The sequence below is a fragment of the Vibrio splendidus genome, from assembly GCF_003345295.1.
GTDB classification, from domain to species: Bacteria; Pseudomonadota; Gammaproteobacteria; order Enterobacterales; family Vibrionaceae; genus Vibrio; species Vibrio splendidus_K.
Genome location: NZ_CP031055.1, coordinates 1279379 through 1302351 on the forward strand (window position 1 = coordinate 1279379; position 22973 = coordinate 1302351).

General features: G+C 39.9%; 12 protein-coding genes. 6 read left to right on the top strand and 6 right to left on the bottom strand.

The features are described from left to right. Positions 1-26 precede the first annotated feature (26 nt). Both DUN60_RS05710 and DUN60_RS05715 read left to right on the top strand, forming a co-directional pair. On the top strand, positions 27-1307 hold the full coding sequence (locus DUN60_RS05710) for an ATP-binding protein (RefSeq protein ID WP_114633435.1): 1281 nt from the start codon (positions 27-29) through the stop codon (positions 1305-1307). Beyond that, positions 1307-2290, top strand: coding sequence for an O-methyltransferase (locus tag DUN60_RS05715; protein ID WP_114633436.1), 984 nt, complete (start codon positions 1307-1309; stop codon positions 2288-2290). Before DUN60_RS05710 ends, DUN60_RS05715 begins: the two co-directional genes overlap by 1 nt. A 108-nt stretch (positions 2291-2398) precedes the next feature. Here DUN60_RS05715 and dndE read toward each other — a convergent pair whose 3' ends face one another. The 5 genes from dndE to DUN60_RS05740 all read right to left on the bottom strand — a co-directional run bounded on the left by dndE (position 2399) and on the right by DUN60_RS05740 (position 9866). Beyond that, complete coding sequence (gene dndE, locus DUN60_RS05720) at positions 2399-2746, bottom strand: DNA sulfur modification protein DndE (RefSeq protein WP_114633437.1); 348 nt, start codon at positions 2744-2746, stop codon at positions 2399-2401. Further along, positions 2746-4764: a DNA sulfur modification protein DndD gene (dndD, locus tag DUN60_RS05725; RefSeq protein ID WP_114633438.1), complete on the bottom strand. Its 2019-nt coding sequence runs from the start codon at positions 4762-4764 to the stop codon at positions 2746-2748. The genes dndE and dndD overlap by 1 nt, the downstream gene beginning before the upstream one ends. 8 nt (positions 4765-4772) lie before the next feature. Then, positions 4773-6578: a DNA phosphorothioation system sulfurtransferase DndC gene (locus tag DUN60_RS05730; protein WP_017104391.1), complete on the bottom strand. Its 1806-nt coding sequence runs from the start codon at positions 6576-6578 to the stop codon at positions 4773-4775. Next, positions 6575-7654 (bottom strand): DNA sulfur modification protein DndB, encoded by a 1080-nt coding sequence (dndB, locus tag DUN60_RS05735; protein WP_017104390.1) that lies wholly within the window; start codon positions 7652-7654, stop codon positions 6575-6577. Before dndB ends, DUN60_RS05730 begins: the two co-directional genes overlap by 4 nt. 184 nt (positions 7655-7838) lie before the next feature. Then, positions 7839-9866 (bottom strand): DNA phosphorothioation-associated putative methyltransferase, encoded by a 2028-nt coding sequence (locus tag DUN60_RS05740; RefSeq protein WP_114633439.1) that lies wholly within the window; start codon positions 9864-9866, stop codon positions 7839-7841. Between the two features lie 170 nt (positions 9867-10036). On the opposite strand from DUN60_RS05740, the gene DUN60_RS05745 reads away from it, so the two are divergent. From DUN60_RS05745 to DUN60_RS05755, 3 genes are all read left to right on the top strand, one after another. Next, a complete protein-coding gene (locus DUN60_RS05745; protein WP_114633440.1) occupies positions 10037-10930 on the top strand; it encodes a YeeE/YedE thiosulfate transporter family protein in 894 nt (297 codons plus the stop codon). Positions 10931-11255: 325 nt separating this feature from the next. Then, on the top strand, positions 11256-18806 hold the full coding sequence (locus tag DUN60_RS05750) for a sacsin N-terminal ATP-binding-like domain-containing protein (RefSeq protein WP_114633441.1): 7551 nt from the start codon (positions 11256-11258) through the stop codon (positions 18804-18806). Then, positions 18799-21474, top strand: coding sequence for a DEAD/DEAH box helicase (locus tag DUN60_RS05755; RefSeq protein WP_114633442.1), 2676 nt, complete (start codon positions 18799-18801; stop codon positions 21472-21474). The genes DUN60_RS05750 and DUN60_RS05755 overlap by 8 nt, the downstream gene beginning before the upstream one ends. A 329-nt stretch (positions 21475-21803) precedes the next feature. On the opposite strand, the gene DUN60_RS05760 is transcribed toward DUN60_RS05755, so the two are convergent. Continuing rightward, on the bottom strand, positions 21804-22217 hold the full coding sequence (locus DUN60_RS05760; RefSeq protein ID WP_114633443.1) for a YybH family protein: 414 nt from the start codon (positions 22215-22217) through the stop codon (positions 21804-21806). A 139-nt stretch (positions 22218-22356) separates the two neighbouring features. Here DUN60_RS05760 and DUN60_RS05765 point away from each other — a divergent pair, with 139 nt between their 5' ends. Next, positions 22357-22680: a winged helix-turn-helix transcriptional regulator gene (locus tag DUN60_RS05765; RefSeq protein ID WP_004733958.1), complete on the top strand. Its 324-nt coding sequence runs from the start codon at positions 22357-22359 to the stop codon at positions 22678-22680. Positions 22681-22973: the final 293 nt, after the last annotated feature.

Genomic DNA, 22973 nt, shown 5'->3' on the forward strand with positions numbered 1-22973 from the left:
AATAACTGTATAAATAAGGTAATGAAATGGTTGTTGAAACGCAAATTGATGCAAGTCCAACAAAAGAATTTTTTATTGAAATGTTAACTCGAGATATACCTCTTGATCGCTCAATTCTTGATTTGATTGATAATAGTGTTGATGCTGCTAAATCAAATGGGACTAAGGAACCTGAAATAAGAATTACAATGAATGAAGATAAATTTCTTATTTGGGATAATTGTGGTGGAATTCCTTTAAAAATAGCAAAGGATTATGCTTTCCGATTTGGAAGACCAAAAGAAAGAGAAAATACATCGTTTTCGGTAGGTCAGTTTGGGGTTGGAATGAAGCGAACTTTATTTAAGTTAGGTAATAGCTTTCGTGTGATGTCTAATTCTGAAAATAATCTATTTTCTGTGGATGTGGATGTTCAGCATTGGAAAGGATTGGATGAATGGAAATTTAATTTCACAGAACAGATTGCCGAAAGTTTGGGTTGTGGTGAAACGATAATTGAAGTTAACGATTTATTCCCATCGGTTTCTGATCAATTTAATCTTGAAAATTTTGTTTACATTTTAGGTCGAGAGTGTTCCGTTGCTCACTTTAAATCGATAAACTCTGGTTTGAAAATATATATAAATGACAAGTTGGTCGATAATTTTGAAATTAAGCTAAAGTCTTCAGAAGAATTGAAACCAGTCAGTTTTAATTTCGAAAAATCTACTGTTAAAGTTAAAATTACAGCTGGAATATCAGAAAGGAGTTTGAAGGATGGTGGTTGGTATATAGTTTGCAATGGGCGACTAATATCTTCTGCAGAGCAAACCACTATCTCAGGTTGGCGCCTTGACGGTATTCCACAATATCATCCTGATTATGCTTTTTTCCGAGGGATTGTAGAGTTTGAGGCAGATGACTCGAGCTTGTTGCCTTGGACAACAACAAAAACAGGTGTTGATAAAGATAACTTCATATATAAAGCTGCGTTATTCGAAATGAAAAAGGTAATGAGAGAAGTTATTCCATTTCTACGACTTAGGGCTAAAGAAGATAAGGATTTTAAAGACAACTATATTGAATGTAAGCCTTTAAATGACGCAATCGAGGTTGCTCCATTATTACTGACTGGCGATATTGGTGATGAAATGAGTTTCACCTTCCCCGAACCTGCAATTCGCAAAGCTAAACCTAGCGAAGCAACAATACAATACAAGGTTTCGCTAGAACAGTTAAGTGCAGTAAAAAAATCACTAGGGGTTACTACCAATTATGAAGTCGGAGAAGAGACTTTTAAATATTATGTACAGTATGAGTGTGATTAATGAGTAATAGTGGGAAACTGATTAATTATGGCGTGAGGCCTGCTAAAAACATCGAAAGAAAGATGATGAGAGATATGTTTTTACGCTTGTTTCCTTTTTGCCCTCTGCCTGAATATCAATATGTTGGTTTGGGTGCCAAATACTTCGTGGATTTTTTCTTATTCCATAAATCATTGCACATTGACAAAATGATTAGTATCGAAGGGGATACTAATAACCGGAAAAGGTATCATTTTAATAAGCCGTTTGATTGCATTGATATTAAATTTGGGCATTCAAATACAGTTCTTCCAAAAATTAATTTGGATTCAAAAAGCATCATTTGGATGGATTATGACTCTCGATTTAATATAAGTATGTTGGATGACTTATCTATCGTCATATCAAAACTACAAAGTGGTTCAATTTTTTGTTTAAGTTATAACTCAGAAGTATACACACGTGATGAGTTAAAAGATTCTTCTGGAAAATTAGCTGCCGATGCTTATAAACAAAAATTTACCGAAATAGTTGGTGAAGATAATATTCCGCAGTCATTTGATGAACGAGGTTGGACAAGACAAAGCAACTTTTCAGGTTTTTTGTATAATTCAATAATTGCAAGACTGAACCGATCATTACAAGAAAGAAATGATCGACTAATAAATGATGAAGAAAAACTGCACGTTAAGCAAGTTATGTATTTCGATTATGCAGATGGTAGTAGGATGGAAACATTAGGATTTGTATTATATAAAGTAGATGAACTAAAATTAGTTGATGCTTGTAACTTTGAAGGTTTGCCTTTTTTTAAATCTGGAAAGGAGAGTTTTACAATTAAAACCCCAAACTTAACACAGAAAGAAATTAGACACTTGTCAGAAAAGATGCCAAATTTTGATATAAGTCTTCTAGATCAAAATATATTTTCTGTTAAGGATGTTACTGCTTTTAGTGAATTGTATAAATATTTTCCTGCATTTAATGAAATTGAAGTAATGTAGAGGGTATAGCTTACAGGAATGTTATTGCTTAATAGTGAAGCAATTCCATTTTTAGGTTAGGATTCAAACAATGGTCATATTTACCATTGTTTGAATTTTGGTATCTGGCTATAGTTTACTTGCAAGCACTTCTATAGATTTATGATTTCTCAGTGACGCAATCCCATCTTCAACATGAGCAGCCCAAGCTTGTTGGTATTGCTTTGTATCCAGTTCAGGGTAGTACATCTTTAAAACTAGCTCAGTCACATCACTGGTTTCACCTAGCCATGTAAACTTATCCAATACTAATGAGCCATCGAGTTTCGCTTCGATGAGGTTGTACCTAAAATCACTCTCTACAGAGCGAAAAAAAGCAATACGCGCGGATACGTTTGGAGTAATCCCTGTATAGCCTTTTAGCTTCTTCAATTGTTCTTCCGTAGTGCGAGTCAAGTTCATGCGATTAGGTAGCATTATACAGCCTCCTTAGTTGGCTCTTTCCAGAAGTAACCTTGTTTCAGTGATGAAGACTTGGTTGCACCATCAAAGCAGATTTCGTAAGTGCGCGCGATATCATCTTGAATCATGCTGGTATAATTCTTATCAATCTCGGTATCCGTCGACAATATAACCACTTGATGACTTGCTATAGGGAAGTAGTTTTCTACTAGCTTATCTCTGTGGTGCGAATCCAAACGCCCGAGTGGAGTATCGATAATAATTGGCAATTTGCGACCTGATGTTTTGCCTAGCGCTTCAAGGATTGAAATCGCGTAAATTTGCTTTTCACCTGCTGACATCGCTTTGCGATTGATCTTAATACCGTGCTCGTCGATTAACTCTACATCGAATGTTACTGGATTAATCGTTGCTGAAATTTTTAAATCTTCTTTTCGTGCAAGATTTTTATATGAAGCCACAAATTCGGATTCAAGTTGTTTTACGCGAGCTTTAGTTAATTGCTCTGAAAACTTTTCTAGAAGTAGCATTGCATTTTGGGCATTAGCGACACTGCTATCTTTATTAGCCTGATCTTTATTTTTGTCATGAAGTTTTTGAATTTGTTTAGCTGTTTCAAGTGCTAAGCGAAGTTCACGTTTCGCTTTTTCTAACAAGTCATGATACTTGATAATCAGTTTTTCTTTCTTCTTATCAAGCTCTCGTACATCAGAAAATAAGCCTTGGACCTGCTCTTGTTCTGGTGCGCGTGCAATATTGTTAGACGCATTATCGATTTCATCTTCAACTAATTTTAAGCGAGTTCTAGCTTCGTTAAATCGGTTGAATGAGTCCGAAGATTGCTGGTTTACTTGGTAGTCTATAGTCGCCGATTGACGGTCTGATATATCAAGTAATAGATCTTGCTGTGAAACATCACCTAAGTGGTCCGCAAGACTATCAGTGATGGCTTCCATTGCTGCTGGAGCTGAACTACTTAAGTTGAAGGATAGCTTAGCTCGTAGTGTCTCAAGGAATGAATCTAACTCTTGGCCAAAGTTTTGTTTTTGCTTGATGCTCTGTTCTTGCTTGATCTTCTTAAGTAATGAAAATATTGTATTTGGAGCAAGTGAAAACGGTAAGCTAGTTTCCATTTCCATACGGATCTGTTTTTCTAACTCAACTTTCTCTTTTAATAACTCATCAACTTTTAGTGTTTCGGCTTCACGAGTTTTTGCCCATGCGCCACCACTTTGTGAAAGTTTGTTCTCTAAGTTGAGAATGTCATTTGATGTGAGCTCTATTTGAGCGTCAATAATATCCGCTTCTCCACGTAGTTTTTCTGAATTACGCTCATGTTCTATACGCTTGGTATCGAGCGAATCCATTTCTTCGCGGATTGATTGAGTAAGCGTCGAGGAGCCTTGTTTCTTTAGGTAAATACCTAAATCACTCTTAAGCTTCCCAATAACATCTAGCCCTAGTAGGCGACGAACTGCAGTCTTTAAAACCTTCCCTGATTCATCTTCAGCCAAATCAGCGATTTTTTCACCATCAAAGAAGAAAAGATCAGCGATGCCAGTTGGGATTAATTCGTTTAAGAAACCTTGGCATTGTTCGTAATTGAGCTCGGGAATGGGAACGCCATCTTTTTCGAGGCACAAATTGTCCTTCTTGTCTTTTTTCCAACCACGAATCACTTTGTATGTGTTTTCTTCACCGTTTTGGCTGTATTTAAATTCAAGTTCAATAGATGCATTGTCTTGAACACCACCGTGCCCAACACCCTTATGGATCAAATCACCTAAAGCTTCAACATACTCGCTATTCGACATCAATTGGCCAAACGATTGACGACCAAAAAGAGCCAAACGAACGGCAGTAAGAATTGATGTTTTACCTGCACCGTTTAAGCCACCGAATAAAATGATCGGGCGTTCGGTGCCTTCAATAGCGCCGTTTAAACTAAGACGAGCAGGTGCCGGACGTAAATCTATTTCGTGGTATCCACGAAATACTCTGAAGTTGTTTAACGTTAATTTAGTAATCAGCATGACTTTAATTAAAACTCTTTTAGTAGCTGCTTATCGATATCAATCAATTGTTGATTGTAACGGTCAATTTCTTGCTGGTGAATATCAAACTCTGCCTTGCTTTGTAGTGAGGCATGCTTTTGTTTGATCTCTTCAAGGCTTCCCCAGTCTTGTTTCAGTAGTGAAGCAATCTTATTGTTGATTCCGCTACGTCGACTTAGACCTTCCATCGAGACTTCAAGCTCAATTAGCTTCATTATCATTTCAGGTGCAATATCGAAATCTTCACTGAGCTCGTTGATAATTAAGGCATCATCTTTACCAAAACTTGCATTGTCGTCATAAACCCAATCAAGATCGTATCCGTAAACCTCATTGAAAATAGTCGGTAGGGAGTCATCCCAGTCAGGCTCGTTTGGATCGTGGATCCACTCTTGGCGAATGGCATGTAACTCTGGAACCGTTATAAGTTCAATTTCACGACCTTCAGATTTGTATTTCTTATCGAGCTCCAACAATTCACGCAACCACTGGCGACGATATTTTAGCCAGTAAGGGCCGGGAATAAATCGAATTAAATGCCAAGCAAGTTCTGTAGGGTTCGGGTGAGCAGGGGTGCTTTTAACTAACTGATAGGAGTAGTGTTCAAGTAAGTGACCGTCTTGATACAGTCGAACTTGGGTTCCATCATCAGAAATTTCAAGGTGTTGGCCTTCGCCAAGAGTAATGCTACTTTTTACATCCTCAAGAGTTTTTAGCTCGTTACCTTTGTATGATGCTTGGTTTGTCACTTTCCCTGTACGACGCTTAAAGTTTCGGTATTCATCCTTATTTTTTGGAATCCCCGTTTCAGCGAGCATATCCCTGAATTCTAATAAAGGTGACATCCAAGATTCACCGTTTTGAATCAAACTTTCCATAGCGCGGTCTTTAGTTACCACGGTACATGTCCAGCATCCAAAACGAGAATTACCACAAGATGGGGTGGTTTCGTCAATAACCATTGGGCATTCCCCCTGGCCTGAAGAGTCTTTATAAAGATTCCAAAGAACTAAGTTTTTCCCTCCCCAAGGGTTTTCCCACTCAAGATCGTACCGATTGCTCCAGATGTTTTTGATGCCATAAGGTGTTTTTTCGGTTGTTAGATGGCAGAGCCTTAAAATTTTCCACACGTCATCAACACCCCAGGTATCGATGGGTGTAAAGATAAACGCATTGGAAAGAGTTGTATGGCGAGCCAGACGAGAGCCGTCAATTTTATGCTTTGCAATTACTTGAGCACGAGAAGCACTTTCATCACTACGCGAACCTAAAACCACAATAACTTCATCAAACTGAGATACTTTAGATTTGATGAAATCACTGACAGGGTTTATTTTCATTCGCTCTGTACACCATCGGAAAGAACGTGTGGGTGCAGGGTAACCTTTGCCTAATAGACTAGACCAAAAGGTTTGAGAATCTTCAGGGACAACTTTGTGACAAGTGATCGGCAGGTTGTCTCGCTTGGCCCCTTTGCTAATAGCGTCTAAAGAATTGTTAATATGATTAACAACCACAGGGGTTTCGACAAGCGTATCGGAGGTCACAACAAAAACAGGTTTTGAGCGTTCTTCCTCTTTAAGGCCAAGTAGTGCCATATAGATCAAGGTCATTATTGCAGATGAGTCTTTACCTCCGCTGTAACCAATCACCCACGGTCTTTTATCTGCACAATAAACACGTTGTACGTCAGCAATATAGTGACTGAGTTTATTGTTTGCGAAATCTTCAGTGTTGATAAATTCTTGATATTCTTCGGCGAGATCTTCCGCCAGTTGTAGCTCGTGTATCATGATAACTGCTTCTCTAGAGCTTTTTCTTCTGGGGTTAGTGGTAACCCAAGTTCAATTTTTAGTGCGTTGGCAGTTAGCTGAATATTCATTGTCGACTTACTCAGTTTGCCATGGTTCATACTGCGTTTTATCCATTCAGGATTGGTCTTTAGCCAGTCTACGTCAGCTAGTTTTTGTAATTTCTTTTTCCAATCTTTAGGCTCTTGGCACAGAAGGTGTTTTCCTAATACGCCAATGGCATGTAAACCAACACCGTGTGCATGCAAGTACTCTTGACGAAGTTGTGCTGGTGAAATTTCTTTATCGATAACTAGTTGCCAATCTTTGATGTACCGTGTCACTTCTTCCCAAAATTCCGCAGCTAATTTTTTTTCTTCTTCGGTAAAGCCGTCTTTTGGTCCTTTGCTTAAAAGTGCTCTAGTAGATTGCTTAATGCTGCTTAAGGTAAAAAGCTTATTCGATTTAGGACTGATGTTGGATTTTTCCATTTCGGTTAGACCAACAAATGGCTTTATATTTTTTGCCAATTCTCTTGCTAGTTCTGAACTTTCATCACGATGATCGTACAACGTGCCCAACGATGGGCTTGGTTTAACCGCATATTTATTTAAGTCCGCGAACATTTGTTGGCTGCGGCCCAAACCTTCATCAATGAAAAACAAAACAGGGATATTGTCTTGGCCTAAATCAGGGTTTTCTCTAAGTGCTTCTTCAATTGCTTTGCGTCGGTGTTGCCCATCATTAATCAAAATTTGAGCATCCATAGGGATCTTAAGTGTTCCTAGATTTGGTGCTCCATCATGATCATCGAACGATATATCAACACCTACCGATGCGGTCAAAGCGGAGAAAACGTATTCTTTGGGATTGTCTAACAAGTATTTGACCATCTCAGGAATGCGAGTTTTATTTAGGGTTCTTTGAGCTCTCAGCTCTGGTGGAACGTCATCTTCGTTGTAGCTGAAAATTTTAGGGATAATCCTAAGAGGGCAAGTCGCAATATAGAAAGGGCGTCCTGCTTGAATACCTCTGACGGCAGGGAAAGAGTAACAGTAGCCTGAATCCTGATTTAGCATATTAGCCTCTATGTATGTCATTTCAATATGACATACATATTAGTCGGTATGTTATTTTTTGACAAACTAAAGTTTGAGTTTGTTATGTTATGGCTCGTTTTGTGCGATAAATAACATGAGTATGCCAAAATTAGCGTTGTATTTTACAGCGATGTAATTGAGATTTCCATGTTTTACCTAATTTTTATGAAGGTTTCTTCGTTACCAGATTGAAGCCTTTAATGTGCTTCTTGTGTTTACCTAGCAGCGCTTCAAACTCCGCTCTGTTCATTTGCGCTTCTTCATTAGAATCATAATCCATTAGCAACGCTAAACGCTGGTCAAAACTTTTCTGTTTTTTATACTTCTTATCGTCAGTTTGCATGTATAAGTGTTTGTTGAGTAGTGGCGGCCTACGCTGTTCATTTACGTAATCGAAGAAGTCGATGTCTTGCTCAGCCATCTTGATTTTTATACGCTCAGTTAAAAAGGGCACCGACTTTTCAAAGCCATCATAAGCGGCTAGGGTGAGTTTTCCTGATGTGATGTGAATCTTTATGAGGTCTATTTCTTCATCCAGTTCACCATACATTTGCAATCCTGAACCTACGTATACTCGTAGCAGTAGTGGTAAATCATCGATAAGGTCTCGATGTAGGATCAGTGAGTGCCCTTCGTTTAGCAGGCTTGCTGGTAGTTGGCCGTGTGCTTTCTCGCATTGCTGATGAATTAAGTCGGTGTCGGCAATCGCAAACAGTAATTCCGCAGCCAGGTTGATTGCGGTTTTGTAATCATCAAACAAGGCTTTGATGTCGCGCTTTAGGGGCTCTGGTTGCTGCGTATAGGGTTTTCTTTTCTCAAACAGTCCCATAGCAAAGTAGAGGAGAAGATCTTCTTTTCGGCTCTTTTCTGCTTGTTCAAATTCTTTGGTATCAAACATCTCTTGTAGTAAGTTGAAGATTTTTCTGTGTGAGCCTATTAACTCAAGAATTTTGTCAGATTGTTCAAATTCATCATTTGCAGGAATACGCCCTAGCTCTAAACAGGTATTCCAAAAGTTATTAAACAAGCCTTGATGTTGAGTAATAAGCAGTTTGGCTTTGTCTTTGGCTTCAATAGGCTCTGGTGACGTCAGTTGCTGCCATTTGTGGTGGCGTTTGTATTTACTTTGCAGGTACAGTTGCTCTTCCAATTTGTCTTTGAAGATATAAAAAATACCAGGCGCGACGGTAATTGCGTCTTCTTGTAGGCTTCTCTCTATGTACGCTTTGATTTCTGATTGCGCATAGTATTTTTGGAAGGTGTTACGAGAGGTGATGACCCCATCTTTATAAGGTTTGAACTGAGCAATATAGTTTTCGTTAGCCAGCATGACAGAAACCACCATAAACTTGTCTGCTAGCTCCCATGCGTCTAGTAGGGCTTCGAGTCTGTCATCTTGGTCTTCTATTACGTTAAGAACAAACCCTATGTTTACGATATCAGAACTGGATTTGTCGTTGTCGGGTTGAAAGTTCGGATCCCAACCCAGAGCGTCGAGGCCATGTGCTTCGAGCTCTCTTAAATCGTCTCCGCGGCCACAGCCATAATCGAAAATTGAGTGTTCGCCTTTTAAGTAGCCATGTTTAACGAGAGTCTTCATTGGTGCGGAGAGTTCATGACGCACGATGGCCGTTCTGTACCTATCAATCCCAGTTTCTTCTTGCGTTGTTACAGAGGAGCATCGGAATAGTCGACCATCGACAAGCTCGTAACCATTGCGTGCTATTAGGTTTTCCCAAGAACGTTTAAAACCAATCAAACGGCTGTTTTTGTACAGACCTGCATTCTCGCCTTCTTGTGTGAGTGAAACGAAATGTTCGTAATATTCACTTGTTGGTAAAACCATGGTCTCTTTTCTATGTAAGATCGGTGGGTTTTCAGAGTCGCGATAACCTGTAATTTTGTGGCTTAGTTTAGAGAGGTCGACATTGAGGCTTTGTTCTAATGCGGGATAGGAATCAGTATAAAAATTAGGGTAGTGGAGAAGAGATAAACGGAACTCTTTTTTAAACAGCTTAACGAGGTTCCAGTCTTCTTCATCTAAGTTAACAGCTTTTGCTACGGCAGGAATGAACTGTATCAGTGCAGTAGGTAGCGCACTGAATGCATCTTTATGAAGGTAAATCGCATTGGGCAGTTGTTTGCCTATGTTAACCTCAGCCACTAATTTAGAGAATTGATTCACATCCATGTTAGTTGCTCTTTTTAATGTTTATTAGTTTAAATTACCGAATAGATGCTGTGTGCATTTTAGACATGTCTGTTGATGAGTTGTGAGTTCATGGCGAATTCTTCCAAGAATTGAAGATTCTTAACTATAGTGTTTAGTAATGTCTTTTCAATACCCCCTAAGGCACAACTATGTTGCTTCTATCACTTTTCTTCATCACGGTTATTGGTTTTCTAGCCCAAACTACCGGGCTTTGTATGGTGCGAGGAGTGAAAGAAGCGACAAGCGGAAAACCAGTGTTTTTGGTCTCAATTCTTTTAAGCGGGTCGTCTGTTTGGTTAGCAATAGCTATCGCATATTTTCTGGACCAACCTATTCGCTTGAATAGTAACTTTCCCACGATATTGACGGCTCTTGGAGGGTTTACTTTTGGTTTAGGAGCGGCATTCAATGGTGGGTGCGGTGTATCTACCATTAGTCGTTTTGCCAGAGGTCAGATCATGATGGTAGCAACAATTCTAGGTTGGCTGGTGTCATGGCTATTATTCGTTGATCTCTTTACTGATAGAGCAGGGAAGGCATATTTAATCTCCCCTGTTTTGCACATAATGATACTAATTTGTTTATCAGTAGTACTACTTGTTGTTGCTTCAAAAAGTGATACTAAAACTCGTAAGCTTTGGTTGTCTATGCTGGGGATCGGTGTCATGGCAGGGCTAGTATTTATTTATGAACCTCATTGGACTCCCAGTGGGTTGTTAAAATCTGTCGGGCTATCTGTATGGAATGGGAATGGAGCTGCTTGGCCAAGATCTGAAAGGTTCTACTTATTCTTTTTTCTTGTGCTTGGCATGGCCATAGCGGCTTTTGTAACGAAATCATTTAGGTTTGAATTTGTGTCATTGATTCAGCTAACTAAGCATTTCTTTTCAGGAACATTAATGGGATTGGGAGCTGTTATGGCCGGTGGCGGAAACGATTCACAGTTACTAGTCGCATTACCTGCGCTATCAGCTGCTGGTCTTGTCGCTACATTGAGTATTGTTATTGGTATTTTTATAGGATTGAAGTTGTTGGATAAATGAGGTGTTAGTAGTGTGCCATTTATCTATTTTAGTGCCGACGCTCTTCAGCTAGGTAGCCACTATTCATTGTTACCTACTCCAATCGATTCCGAAACGTGCTTTCAAACAAGGTCTTGTAAGGCCTATCGTATTATTATCAAAAGCATCGCACCTAGTTTGGAATATTGGATATTCCAGCCTGACTTTGGTGGTTGCGATAGAATCACTATCTAATTGTAATGTGACGTAAAATGATAAGTTAGGAAGCCATCCAAAGGTTACCCTAGCTTGTTCTCTTTGGCTTTTCTCTGTTCTTTCTAATTATACAAATAGGCGAGTTCTAACTATGGCAGGTGCTTCAATAGATGCGATTGGTGTGATCAACCAAATCAAAGATAATTTGACCGATCGCTATGATAATGGTTTTCCAGTGCTTAAGGAGATCATTCAAAATGCCGATGATGCTGGTGCAAATACCTTAACAATAGGTTGGAGCCAAGGTTTTAAAGACGCCGATAATGAACTGCTTAATGCTCCAGCGATTTTCTTTGTCAATGATGCGCCTCTAGAAGAGGAGCATCGCGATGCGATCTTGTCTATTGCACAAAGCTCAAAAGCCGCTTCAAAAACATCTGTTGGAAAGTTTGGGTTAGGTATGAAAAGCTTGTTTCACTTAGGTGAAGCTTTCTTCTTTATGTCGGAACAGTGGCTACAACAAACTTGGGCTGCTGATGTGTTTAATCCCTGGGATAAGTATCGCCCTAAATGGAACGAATTCGATCGTTCAGATAAGTTACGTATCGAAAAGCAATTAGCACCTTTGCTTGGCGAGAAAGACAAACCATGGTTTATCGTGTGGGTTCCACTGAGAACTCAAGCCCTTGTTGATGCCAAAAACAACAATATGATTATCAACAATATCAGTGATGGCCATTCCTTACCTGATTTCTTCTCTGAACAACATCTAGCTGAAAAAACATCTGAAATCTTGTCTCAACTCAAACATCTCAACGACATCGTTTTTTATAAGGAAACGTTACGTGGTGAGTTTGAAACTATTACGCACATTACTTTGGAGCCAGAGTCGAGTCGAAGCGCTTTTAATGGGGAAGAGATACTTTCTAACGGAAGTATTAATGCGATGTTCAGCGGCCAAATACGTGCCCAAGTACAAGATAATAGCCATGTTTTAGAGTATGCGGGATGTGAGCAGATCATCGCTGATTCACGATTGAAAACACTGAAAACGGCAGAAATGGGCTGGCCTAAAAGCTACCAGTTTGATAAGCACGCACAAGAGCCTGTAGAGGCACTGGATAAGGCTGAGCAGCATGCAGCGGTTACCTTTTCGCGTTATAAAACCACTGGGCAAGCGTATTTACGAGCCAACTGGGCTGTTTTTCTACCTCTTGCAACTACTGATGAATTAGTCTCGGTTCCCATTGATGGTGACTATGATTATAACCTTTACCTCCATGGTTATTTCTTTGTCGATGCTGGTCGAAAAGGCTTACACGGACATGAACAATTAGGTCAATCGGTTAAGCTTGACGAAGTCAAAAACGACGAGAAGCGTCTAAGAGAGGTATGGAATGTAATTTTGGCCAGTGAAGGGACGTTTAATCTGGTCTTAAGTGCATTAGATGCATTTTGTCGTCAATTTAATCTTTCTCATAAAACTACTTCAACTCTAACTGAAGCACTGCATCAGCTATTTGTAACGAAAAATACTTACAAGCGTGAAGTCGTAAAACCAAATAACTGGTTACTTGATGTCGATGAAGCTCAAACGTCATGGAAGTTACTTGATTCACTAGCGCATTGTATACCAATACCTAAACCTCAAAATAATGATCAATCACGTATTTGGTCTACGTTGCCAATATTAAGACAACTTTTGAAAAGTAAAACCTTATATCAGAAGTGTGGGTATGAATTTTTGACCACACGAAATACCGATACAAACTGGACGCCTACACTTGTGGCAGAAGTGTTAGGTGAAGATATAAATCATGTGTTTGAAAAGTCCATTTATATTGAGTATTTAAGTCAGTTTGTTGATTTAGTGAGCAGAGAGATTACTGAGGTTGAACTCAATACCTTGTTGTTACCTTTATTCAAAAAAACCTTAGCTGAGCAACCTTTAGTAGAGCTTTCGACTAATAAAGGACTGGTGGCTGTTTTGCTTACACACCTTAGTAAAGATCAATCAGTGGCTATCCCGATTGATAAAGATGATCAAGATATTTGGGATGTGCTCTCGGGACTAAAGACAGACAAATTATTGGTTCCGAGATTTATTGCCACAGATAGTGATGGTGAATATGCAGTTCTGGCACAGGATGAGCTGTTATCTCTGCTCGCTTGTATAGACACCTATATCAATCAGCACCAGTCTAACTTTAGCCAACAACAGTCCTCAGCTTGCGATAGGATAATCGACTTTGTTATTTCTAATGCTGACTCTAATATTGAGATCAAGATTTCGACGTTTTTTCAGCTATGTAGACACCTGAAACTGTTCAAAGTCGATGCCATTGGCTCGATTCAAAAAACCAAATATCGCTCTTTGAATGAATTATTGGACTTGAAAAGCAAGCGACAGCTATTTGTTAAAAGGGGCGAGCGAGCATTTGGGATGGGGTTCGCTAAAGAGTTGGCGTCAGCAGTGCCTGATATCGAGCTGTGTTTCTTGAATCAAAAGCTGGTAAGTATGTTAGAAGAGTTCAAAGAAATTGGTGGCTGCACAGAATCCAATTGTTTATCTCTGCTTGCTACGTATCCAGCCCTCGGTTCCAAGTCAGGTCGTTTGACATTGCTCAAAGAGTTGTCTGATGAGTTTAAATCGCTGGATGAAAAGCGAGGTTTGCGGTATCTGATTCACGGCAATAAAGAGGATGACCTCAAATATCCTCTTTGGAAAAGAAACAAAACCACAAAAGCCGTGTGGATGAAAGTATGGAAGATGTGTCAAACAGGCGAGCTCCCTGGTTGGTGTCAATTGGACCCAGAATTTGAACAGGTATTGAGAGGTCCGCATGAAGAGTTTATCGGTATTAAGGAACAGTCTTACCAAGGCATTATTGATGTCTATCGGTTAGCGTTACCTATGTGTGACTTTTCAGCGTTTGATGACTGGGAATTAAAAACACTCCTGTCTGATATAGGGGCTGAAGAGCAAAAGGATTTATGGCGTTCAATGCCGATACACCTCACTAATACCGGGGAGCATGTAACGATAACTACTGATTGTTTGATGGAAGGGAGCTCGGACGTACCGTCTGGATTAAATGTCACTATCATTCAGCGCTCTGAACTAAGTGAAGTTGCAGCATGTCAGAAAAAGTGGGTAAACAATGGCCAACCTATTGAACTAATTGATATTGCATTGATGCAAGAACAGCCAGCAAACTTCGCCTCATTCATTCTTGAACAGCTGTGCATTATTCGAGATGAGAAAACGGACGTTTCCGATGAACTTCACGGAAAAATTGAGGAAACACCGTGGTTAACACTAGAGGAACCAAATCATTGTGTTGCACCTAATCAAATATTGAAGTTTGGACTGAGTGAGCTACCTGCTTCAACAAAATTATGCAGTGCTTCAGACAGCATGATTTATCATATTTCACAATTGTCTAATGGACTTGTTCAAGACAGTCAGACTAAAAGCGAATTGGAACGCTGGATTATAAATAACAAGGCTGCAGTTGGTACACGATTGGTCTCTGAGGCTGCGAAAAAACAAAACTACGCTTTGGGCAAGTTGGAAACCGTGACAGAAACGGTTGTTGTACAAGCGTGCTGTATTCCATATTTGTCGGAAAATCTTGTCGGTTGGCTGCTTCTTTCCGAGCTGTTTGAGTCCAACTATCTTGTACCTTCAGAAAATAAACAACAAATGCTATGCAATGAAGTCGATGCTAGTATTTTGTTTACTTCGCTAGAAAAAATTGCTGACCGTGGTCAGGATGATTTCGCAGCTGAATTAAGAACACAACTGCTTGGTGCACTGTGTAAAGCGCAAGCCGGTGTCGAGTTATTGCCTCAAGTACGCTTTCGAAATCAACTTGGAGTATATGTTAACGGGTCAAACTTAGTGTCTGACGTCCCTCAAGTGGCACCAAAGTTTCTTATCGATCCCGTTGAATATAAAGTCGTTGAACCCTATTGCAGTAAGTCATTTGAGCAGAGCTCTTCGAATCAGGCCACAAACATTGTTGAAGATGGTAGCAATGCAGAAATACTGAGAAGTTATTTTGAGGATTGGGAAAGGCGTGTACCAATGGACGCTATTGCCACTTTTATGACGCTGTTTACCAAGCAAGAAAGTGTTGAAAGTTTGGCAAAGGGTTATCTAGTGAATAGCAACTTTGAAGCGATTCGTAAAATATATCAGAACAAGTGGGACCCGATTAGCCGAGGGAGAGGGCCGTATTCTGGTCAGCCCTTTAATACCTTATACAAAAGTATCGACTTTGAATTGTCGATATGTGCTGAAAACGCGACATTTATGAATTCCATTTTTGGTCATCGAGTTGAGGTTGAGCTGATAGGAACACCAAACTCGCTGCTTATACACCAAAAATCTAACGCCAAGCTCAAACGGGTTGAGCTTAGAAAGGTGGATACAAACAACATTGATAAGGAGCGTTTGATTCGTCTGTTGGCGAAAGGCGTGGAAGATCTATTCCAAGAAGTATTTGGCGCTGTCTTGCGTTTTGAAAATGATTTTCTCAAGAGTTTTGGGCACTCAGAACAAACGGATATTCAAGTGACCCGTCAAATTATACTCAATAATTTGGTGCCTTTGTTGGAACGTTTACAGGTAAGAGAGGAAGGGCTGTCGGACTTGCAACTTGAGTACAACAGGGAAACTCGAGTGCTTGCGTTAGCGGACCAATCGGTGAAGCAAGATCGGACTAAACTTTCAGTAGTTCTGGCTAAAATACAAAAGGTGATGGAAGATAATGCCAAAGTTCAAACTCTAGTGCTTAATTCGGTACGTAAAGAGATTAGCAAGCATTTTCAGTACTCTCCAAATAGTGTTCCTTTTGAGCTGTTACAAAATGCTGATGACGCATTGAGTGAACTTTCAGATATGACCAAAGGTAAAGCTGAGATTGTTCCGAGATTTGACGTTAATCTCGAAAATGGCAATGAATTAAATTTCTGTCATTGGGGGAGAGAAGTTAACTACTGTTCGAGTAACTATTCAGCTGGAAAAAATAGGTTTGAACGCGATTTAGAGAAAATGGTGAGCCTGAATGTTTCTGACAAAGCCGAAGGTAAAACAGGTAAATTTGGATTAGGCTTTAAGAGTGCACTATTGCTTTCAGACACGCCACGTATTGTGAGTGGTGATATTTGTGCCGAAATTCAAGCAGGGGTTCTACCCAAAATACCAGAAAAAGCACTAATGGCATCGTTGACAGAAGCCACAGAAAGGTACGCGTTCAATAATCAAATTCCAACTCTGATTCAACTACCAAATTGTAAAGTACCAACAGAACAATTAGCGTCGATTCTAAGGCGCTTTGAGAGTAGCGCGGGCCTTTTAACAGTGTTCTCTCGCCATGTTCGCCAAATTAATATTAACGGTAAGCGTTTCGAATGGATGGGTGCAGCCGTTAACAATCTGCAGGGGGTAGCAATTGGTGACGTCAAACTGCCAACAAATAAGGCCACTCAAGGCGAAGTAAACCTTCGAAGCAGTAAGGTACTTTCGGTGACGACTGCTTCTGGCCAGTTTATATTTGCGTTAGATAAAAGTGGCTTGGTTTCTTTGGCGGACCGAAAGAAGCTAAGTAGCTTCTGGGTACTCAACCCTATTGATGAAGAACTCAAACTAGGCTTTTGTATTAATGCTCAATTTTCGGTAGACATAGGTCGGTCTCAGTTAGCGGTTGATAATGATGACAACATTGCGTTGGCTAAGCTGCTAGGGCAGGAGCTTACTGTGGCCTTAGAGGAAATGTATCAGAGATCATGCCAGTATTGGGATGAGTTTGCAGAGGAACTGGGACTAGGTGAAAAAGCAACATTTACTGGTTTCTGGCGAACGGTTTGGAATGTAATTACGACACAATGGCCCAATCAACTAGGTGATCATAGTTCGAAAGCTGAATTGATAAAGAGTATGTTCACTTGCTCGAATGGCCTTATTGATTTCTATAAACGTCATCCAGCACTTCCGACGAAACTTGCTGGTGAAGAAAGTAAACTAATCGATCTGAAAAGTGTTGAAATTGGAGCAGGACGTTTGCTCAGTGCTGTATATTCTTCTCTATCTGGGCATGAGCGACTATCTAGGTTATCTGAACAAAATCGAATCGTTTCTAATGAAGTTTTTGATGTGCTTGAGCGAATAGGATTTTCACCACTTAGTGGTAACCTAAAAAAACTGGAATTAATTGAACTCATTAAAGACGATCTTCCGAATTATGAAGTTCCACCTACAAAAGCGTCTTATTACGGTCGCTTGTTCGACGGTAACTTTGAAGAGCGAATCTCAAAGTCTAATGCCACCATATCAGAGACACGAGAATTAAAAGAGCATTTCTCGCAAATGCGTTTTTTGAACAACAATAAGATTGGCGTTTATGTTCCATCTAACAAGTTGCTATTTAAGGGAGTAAACGAATACAGCTTATTGAATCGTTTTGCACCAACCACTTCGATTCTCAGCGAGGAATACGACAGTGATGGTGAAAAACTTGCTAATTTAGCTCGCTCTGAATCCGAGTTCGAACCTTATTCTTGGGCACATCAGATAGAAAGTGACGATAAAGGCAAGGGTGGAAAGCAAGACGGTTTGTGTTCTTACATAGTTGATGGAACCCACACTGCGACCCTGCTCAGCAAGCTAAAACAATCTCGACCTCATTTCCTCAAAGAGGGTATATTTGACCCTAAGGTTCTTGATAAATGGCAATGGGATATTGATAAGCAGTCTCGCTTTATTCGCCTTTGGATCGACTCTGAAGCTGATAAGGCGCAACACGTCAGAAATGCCCAGAAAGAGTTTGTTCCTAATGTTGATGATAGTAGCACTATCCTAGAGAACATCGTGGAGTGGTGGAACGAAACAAAGGATTACCACTTAGTTGAACACGATAAATTGCTGTATGCCCAATCTATGCCATGGGAATTAATGGCAGAAGATTTTGCTTTAGAGCAGATAGAAACACGAAAAGGTTGGTTAAAGTTGTTCTACCTAGGCTGTTGCCAAACCTTGGCTTATTCTAATGACGCAGCGAATAGAAATGTCATTGAATGGTTTGAAAATCATGGGTGGTGGGACAAGTTAGCTCAACCTGGTGGGCCAAAGCCGGACTATTGGAACCAATTGATGGAAGAGTACCTGAAAACAGCGAAGGTTAATGAGCGCTATAGAGTATGGGTACAGATTCTACCTTTGTATCGTTTTGCTACAAAGCTAACAGACTATGTTAACTTGTTTAGGAATGCATCGTTCATAAATAACCTCAATGACCTATTGCAGCCCAATAGTTCAAGCCTACTATCCGGCTCGGGTATTGATGTCGCTGAACTCAAAGGAACGTTAGGAATTGGAATCAATTTTATTCTACGAGAACTCACAAGGCACTATGTTATCGAACAGGAATTTAGCTCTTCGACTCATAAATATGCATTTGTTTTACCTCTGAGGCTTAGAACCTTGTTAAACAAAATCGGAGCTGGTTTAAATACAGAAGCTAATCCGACTAATTCAGAGCAGCTCTATAGTTTTTTCTTAGAAACGCTTGTTGAAGATGATAGCCACTTTGGACTGAGTTTTGATATCCCTTTTAGAGTACTTTTGAATGATAGAAAGGCGTTTAAGCGCTGCTTTGATTTTGAGCCATTAGATTTAGGTGAGGCTGAACATGGATAACGTAGCACGCGTCAATCATCCGAAATTTGGATTAGGGAAGATTGAATTTGCCAAACAAGAGACATCACTGGTCAGATTTGAACACGGTTTTGAGGAGTGTTTAAACAGTGATCTTGAGCCTGTTGCTGATCTCAAATCAGATATTCAGTCTGGGAATGCCGTGAAAGCTACGGATCTGGCTTTAAAGTCTTTAGCGAGCTCACTCAAGAGTATCAATGAAAGTTGGAGTGTTTTCTCGAAGTCGAATATCAATTTGTTACCTCATCAGCTATGGGTTTGTCATCGTGTACTCAGGCAGTGGCCAACCAATCAGTTAATCGCAGATGATGTAGGGTTGGGGAAAACGGTTGAAGCGGGGTTGATTCTTTGGCCTTTGATTGAAAGAAAAAAAATCAAGCGTTTACTCATATTGACTCCTGCGCCTTTAGTTGAGCAATGGCAACTGCGGATGCTTGAGATGTTTGATATTAGGTTAAGCATGTATGCACCGGAAAATGACACTGATCGAGTGGATTATTGGGGTGCAAATAATATGGTTGTGGCATCTCTACCCACGTTAAGAAATGACAAAAATGGTCGGCAAGAGCGCATGCTCAATGCCGAGCCTTGGGACATGCTTATTGTAGATGAAGCACATCATCTGAACTCTACAGAGGATAAAGGCGGAACTCAGGGATTTAGGTTGATCCAGAGCCTTGTTGATAACGGTAAGTTTGAGTCTAAGTTATTTTTCACTGCAACGCCTCATAGAGGGAAAGAGTATGGCTTTTTCTCGCTGCTTCAATTGTTAAGACCAGATATTATCAACGCTAGGAAAATGTCTGAACATGAAATGCGTCCATTTGTGAAAGATGTCTTAATCCGAAACAACAAACAGTCGGTGACGGATATGAATGGCGAGCGACTTTTCAAGCCATTAACGGTTTCCTCACGAACTTATGCGTACAGTGAACAAGAGCAGAACTTCTACGATCTACTCACGAAGTTCATCGTTTCTGGTCAGGCATATGCCTCCTCATTGAGTTCTCGAGATCAGCGAGCGGTAAAATTAGTACTAACAGCGATGCAAAAGCTGGCTTCAAGCTCTGTTGCTGCTATCGAGCGAGCATTAAAAGGTAGGATTGAGAAACAAAAACAAGGTCAGAAGCGACTTGAAGATATCGAACAGTTACAAAGTGAGTTAACTGAACAGTTAGAAGTGGATGATTTGGGAGCTGCAAACCCTAGTTTTGCTGAAGAGCTGGCTCTTTTAGAAATTGAATTTATCGAAACCTCGACTCGTGTTCAGTTAATGACTGATGAACTTCCACGTATTAAGGAGCTGCTGCAAGCCTGTCAGGATGTTGAATTTGAAACTCGAATTACGACTATTTTAGATATTCTGGAGACAGAGTTTAAAGATAGAACCGTTGTGTTCTTTACTGAGTACAAAGCAACACAGTCTCTATTGATGGGGGCGTTAAACAAAAAATATGGGGACGGTTGTGTAACTTTCATCAACGGCGAAAACAAGTTGTATAACGTGGCTACTCAACAAGGAGAGAGTGCCGATTACAATACAGACCGTTATACAGCCGCAAAAATGTTCAATGAAGGCAAAGTGCGTTTTATTATCTCTACTGAGGCTGGTGGGGAGGGGATTGATCTTCAAAAGAACAGCTACTCCATGATCCATGTAGATCTACCCTGGAACCCTATGAGGCTTCATCAGCGTGTAGGACGTCTCAACCGTTACGGGCAACAAATGCCAGTGGAAGTCATTACGTTACGGAATCCAGATACAGTAGAATCCCGCATTTGGGATTTACTAAATTCAAAGATTGACCTGATAATGCGCTCAGTTGTTGGTGCAATGGATGAACCAGAAAATCTTATGGAGCTTATCCTGGGTATGGCTGATAGTTCCCTCTTTAATGAGCTATTTGCAGAAGCTGTTATACGGGATAATCCAGACTCATTGGCTTCTTGGTTTGACCATAAAACTAAAACGTTTGGTGGAGAATCTATTGTACAGAAGGTGCAGGATTTAACAGGACGAGCCGAACGGTTTGATTATCAGGACTTAGAGGATGTTCCTCGTTTGGATCTTGCTGACATGAAGCCATTTTTTACCCAAATGTTGGCTATGAATCAGAGACGCTACAAGTTTGACGAGCTAGGTGGGATGTCATTTATTACTCCCGTTAGTTGGTTAGGTGAGTTCCGAACCAAGCGATCTTACGACCAGATCTACTTTGACCGTAAAGCTAAGCAAATAGATAGCCAAGCAGATATTATGGGGTTCGGCCATCCGATGTTGTCTAAGGCAATTGCTCAAGGTGAACAAATTTCGGGAAGCTTTACTTACGTTGAAAACCTAGCGAATGATTTGATTATATTCAAGGTTCAGGACCAAATCACAGGTACAGATGCGTCGGTGAAAAGCAGCATAGTTGGAATTACAGTTGATGCGGAGATGCATTGCTATATTTTGAAAGATGAAGAGCTAATTCATTTGTTAAACGATATTGTGAAAAGTAGCGCTTTAGAAGGTGTGGGGAAAAAGCATAGTGAAATGCTATCTACTCTTGAAGTTGCAAAAGGTTTCTTGTCTGAGCATGTATCTCGCCTAGGGTTACCGTATAAATTGCCTGCTTTAGAGCCTTTGACTGCCTTTTATAAAGCTTAAAAGTTAAAGATATACCTTAATCTATAACTCAAATAGTACTTACTAAGAGCTGGGAGCGTAGTATTTTATTGCTCTAGACTAGGTGGCATGAGGTAGTTTTTAGGTCAGTTTTTTCCAAAGTAACACCAGAAGTAACATCTTAAAACTCTATTTTTATATTATTTAATTTAATCAATTGGATAAGTTGGATAATAGAGTCCAGTAGCGACCCAATTCGTTCTTTATGAACAATCAGCAAGCCCACCTAGTGTGGGCTTTTTGTGTCTGAAATTCATTGCCTGCAAAGCTTTTAGGCTTTGGTCTCCAAGGCTCTAAAGTGTGATGGTCAATTAAAATCCATTCGGGTTGTCAATAACGTATAGCCAACCTCCATCTATATACTTCATCACTTCGAGAGCGGTGCCTTTGGAGCCTCCAACTATCTCCCAATCAGACCTTATGAGAGCCGTATTGCCGTTAATATGGATAGACACATCATGGGTGAGCATTTCAACGTCACCTTGAAGGTAACTTTTCAATATAGGCTTAATGGCCTTTGGCCCTCTAGCAAGGTTACCCTGATTATCTAGGACGAATATGGCGTCTTGATGGAACAGAGTGCCTAGTCCGTCGATGTCTTGTTTTGAAAAGTATTCAGCGAAAAGTTGGTGCAGTTCTGTTGGTGACTGCGGTTTTTTGTAATCTGTTGATGCGTAAGAATAGAAAGTTATTAAGTTTAAAACTACGAATAGAAGTATCTTCATGGAACCACCTGCTTGTTTGTGTTTTAGGTTGAAGCCATAATAGATAGGGTGATTACTAAAAGAAATTAGCTACCTAAAAGTAACTAATTACCTTTGAGTAACTATGAAATTGATGATTTGGAAAAGCTGAGAGGTAAATATGAGTGAACAGGGTAAGCAACCTGAAGGTTACTGCAGCGCTGATAAATATTTGACACTGATTTCTACGAAGTGGACTGCTCACATTGTTTGGTTGCTAGGTCAGAGTAGCGAAATACGTTTTGGACAAATTCAAAAGCAGTTGGCTCTAGTGTCCAGTAAAGTTCTTAGTGAAAGATTGAAGTTACTCAGCAAAGAAGGTTTCATTTGGCGTAGGCAAGAAGAAACCGTTCCAGTGACGGTATATTACGGTCTGACCAAAAAAGGAAAAGAGCTGGCGGATATTGTTGATATCATCGTGAAAAAATCGGATAGCTGGAATTAGTCTAACGTAATGGTTGTAAAGCTATTCTGATATTCAACGTCATTACTATGGTGGATTTTTCTGTGTGCATGGTTTAGGCGGTTCTTTTCGATATTTAGTGACAAACGAAGTCATAGGTTAAATATCGAATACGTTTAATAGGTTAGTTTTTAATTAGATTTAATCACAAAAACATGTGAGGCTAAATAATGAAAAAATACCAGTGCATATGTTGGTTAATGCATGCCGGTCTTGGTATTAGTATTTCGTATGTTTATTTTAGATATATATTAGGATGAGTCATCGTATTGAAA

What these genes read in the sequence shown, in the direction of transcription:
- DUN60_RS05730 (WP_017104391.1), bottom strand. Translation starts at nt 6,578, where the DNA reads ATGATACACGAGCTACAACTGGCGGAAGATCTCGCCGAAGAATATCAA.
- DUN60_RS05750 (WP_114633441.1), top strand. Translation starts at nt 11,256, where the DNA reads ATGGCAGGTGCTTCAATAGATGCGATTGGTGTGATCAACCAAATCAAA.
- dndB (WP_017104390.1), bottom strand. Translation starts at nt 7,654, where the DNA reads ATGCTAAATCAGGATTCAGGCTACTGTTACTCTTTCCCTGCCGTCAGA.
- DUN60_RS05765 (WP_004733958.1), top strand. Translation starts at nt 22,357, where the DNA reads ATGAGTGAACAGGGTAAGCAACCTGAAGGTTACTGCAGCGCTGATAAA.
- DUN60_RS05715 (WP_114633436.1), top strand. Translation starts at nt 1,307, where the DNA reads ATGAGTAATAGTGGGAAACTGATTAATTATGGCGTGAGGCCTGCTAAA.
- DUN60_RS05710 (WP_114633435.1), top strand. Translation starts at nt 27, where the DNA reads ATGGTTGTTGAAACGCAAATTGATGCAAGTCCAACAAAAGAATTTTTT.
- DUN60_RS05740 (WP_114633439.1), bottom strand. Translation starts at nt 9,866, where the DNA reads ATGGATGTGAATCAATTCTCTAAATTAGTGGCTGAGGTTAACATAGGC.
- DUN60_RS05760 (WP_114633443.1), bottom strand. Translation starts at nt 22,217, where the DNA reads ATGAAGATACTTCTATTCGTAGTTTTAAACTTAATAACTTTCTATTCT.
- dndD (WP_114633438.1), bottom strand. Translation starts at nt 4,764, where the DNA reads ATGCTGATTACTAAATTAACGTTAAACAACTTCAGAGTATTTCGTGGA.
- DUN60_RS05745 (WP_114633440.1), top strand. Translation starts at nt 10,037, where the DNA reads ATGTTGCTTCTATCACTTTTCTTCATCACGGTTATTGGTTTTCTAGCC.
- DUN60_RS05755 (WP_114633442.1), top strand. Translation starts at nt 18,799, where the DNA reads ATGGATAACGTAGCACGCGTCAATCATCCGAAATTTGGATTAGGGAAG.
- dndE (WP_114633437.1), bottom strand. Translation starts at nt 2,746, where the DNA reads ATGCTACCTAATCGCATGAACTTGACTCGCACTACGGAAGAACAATTG.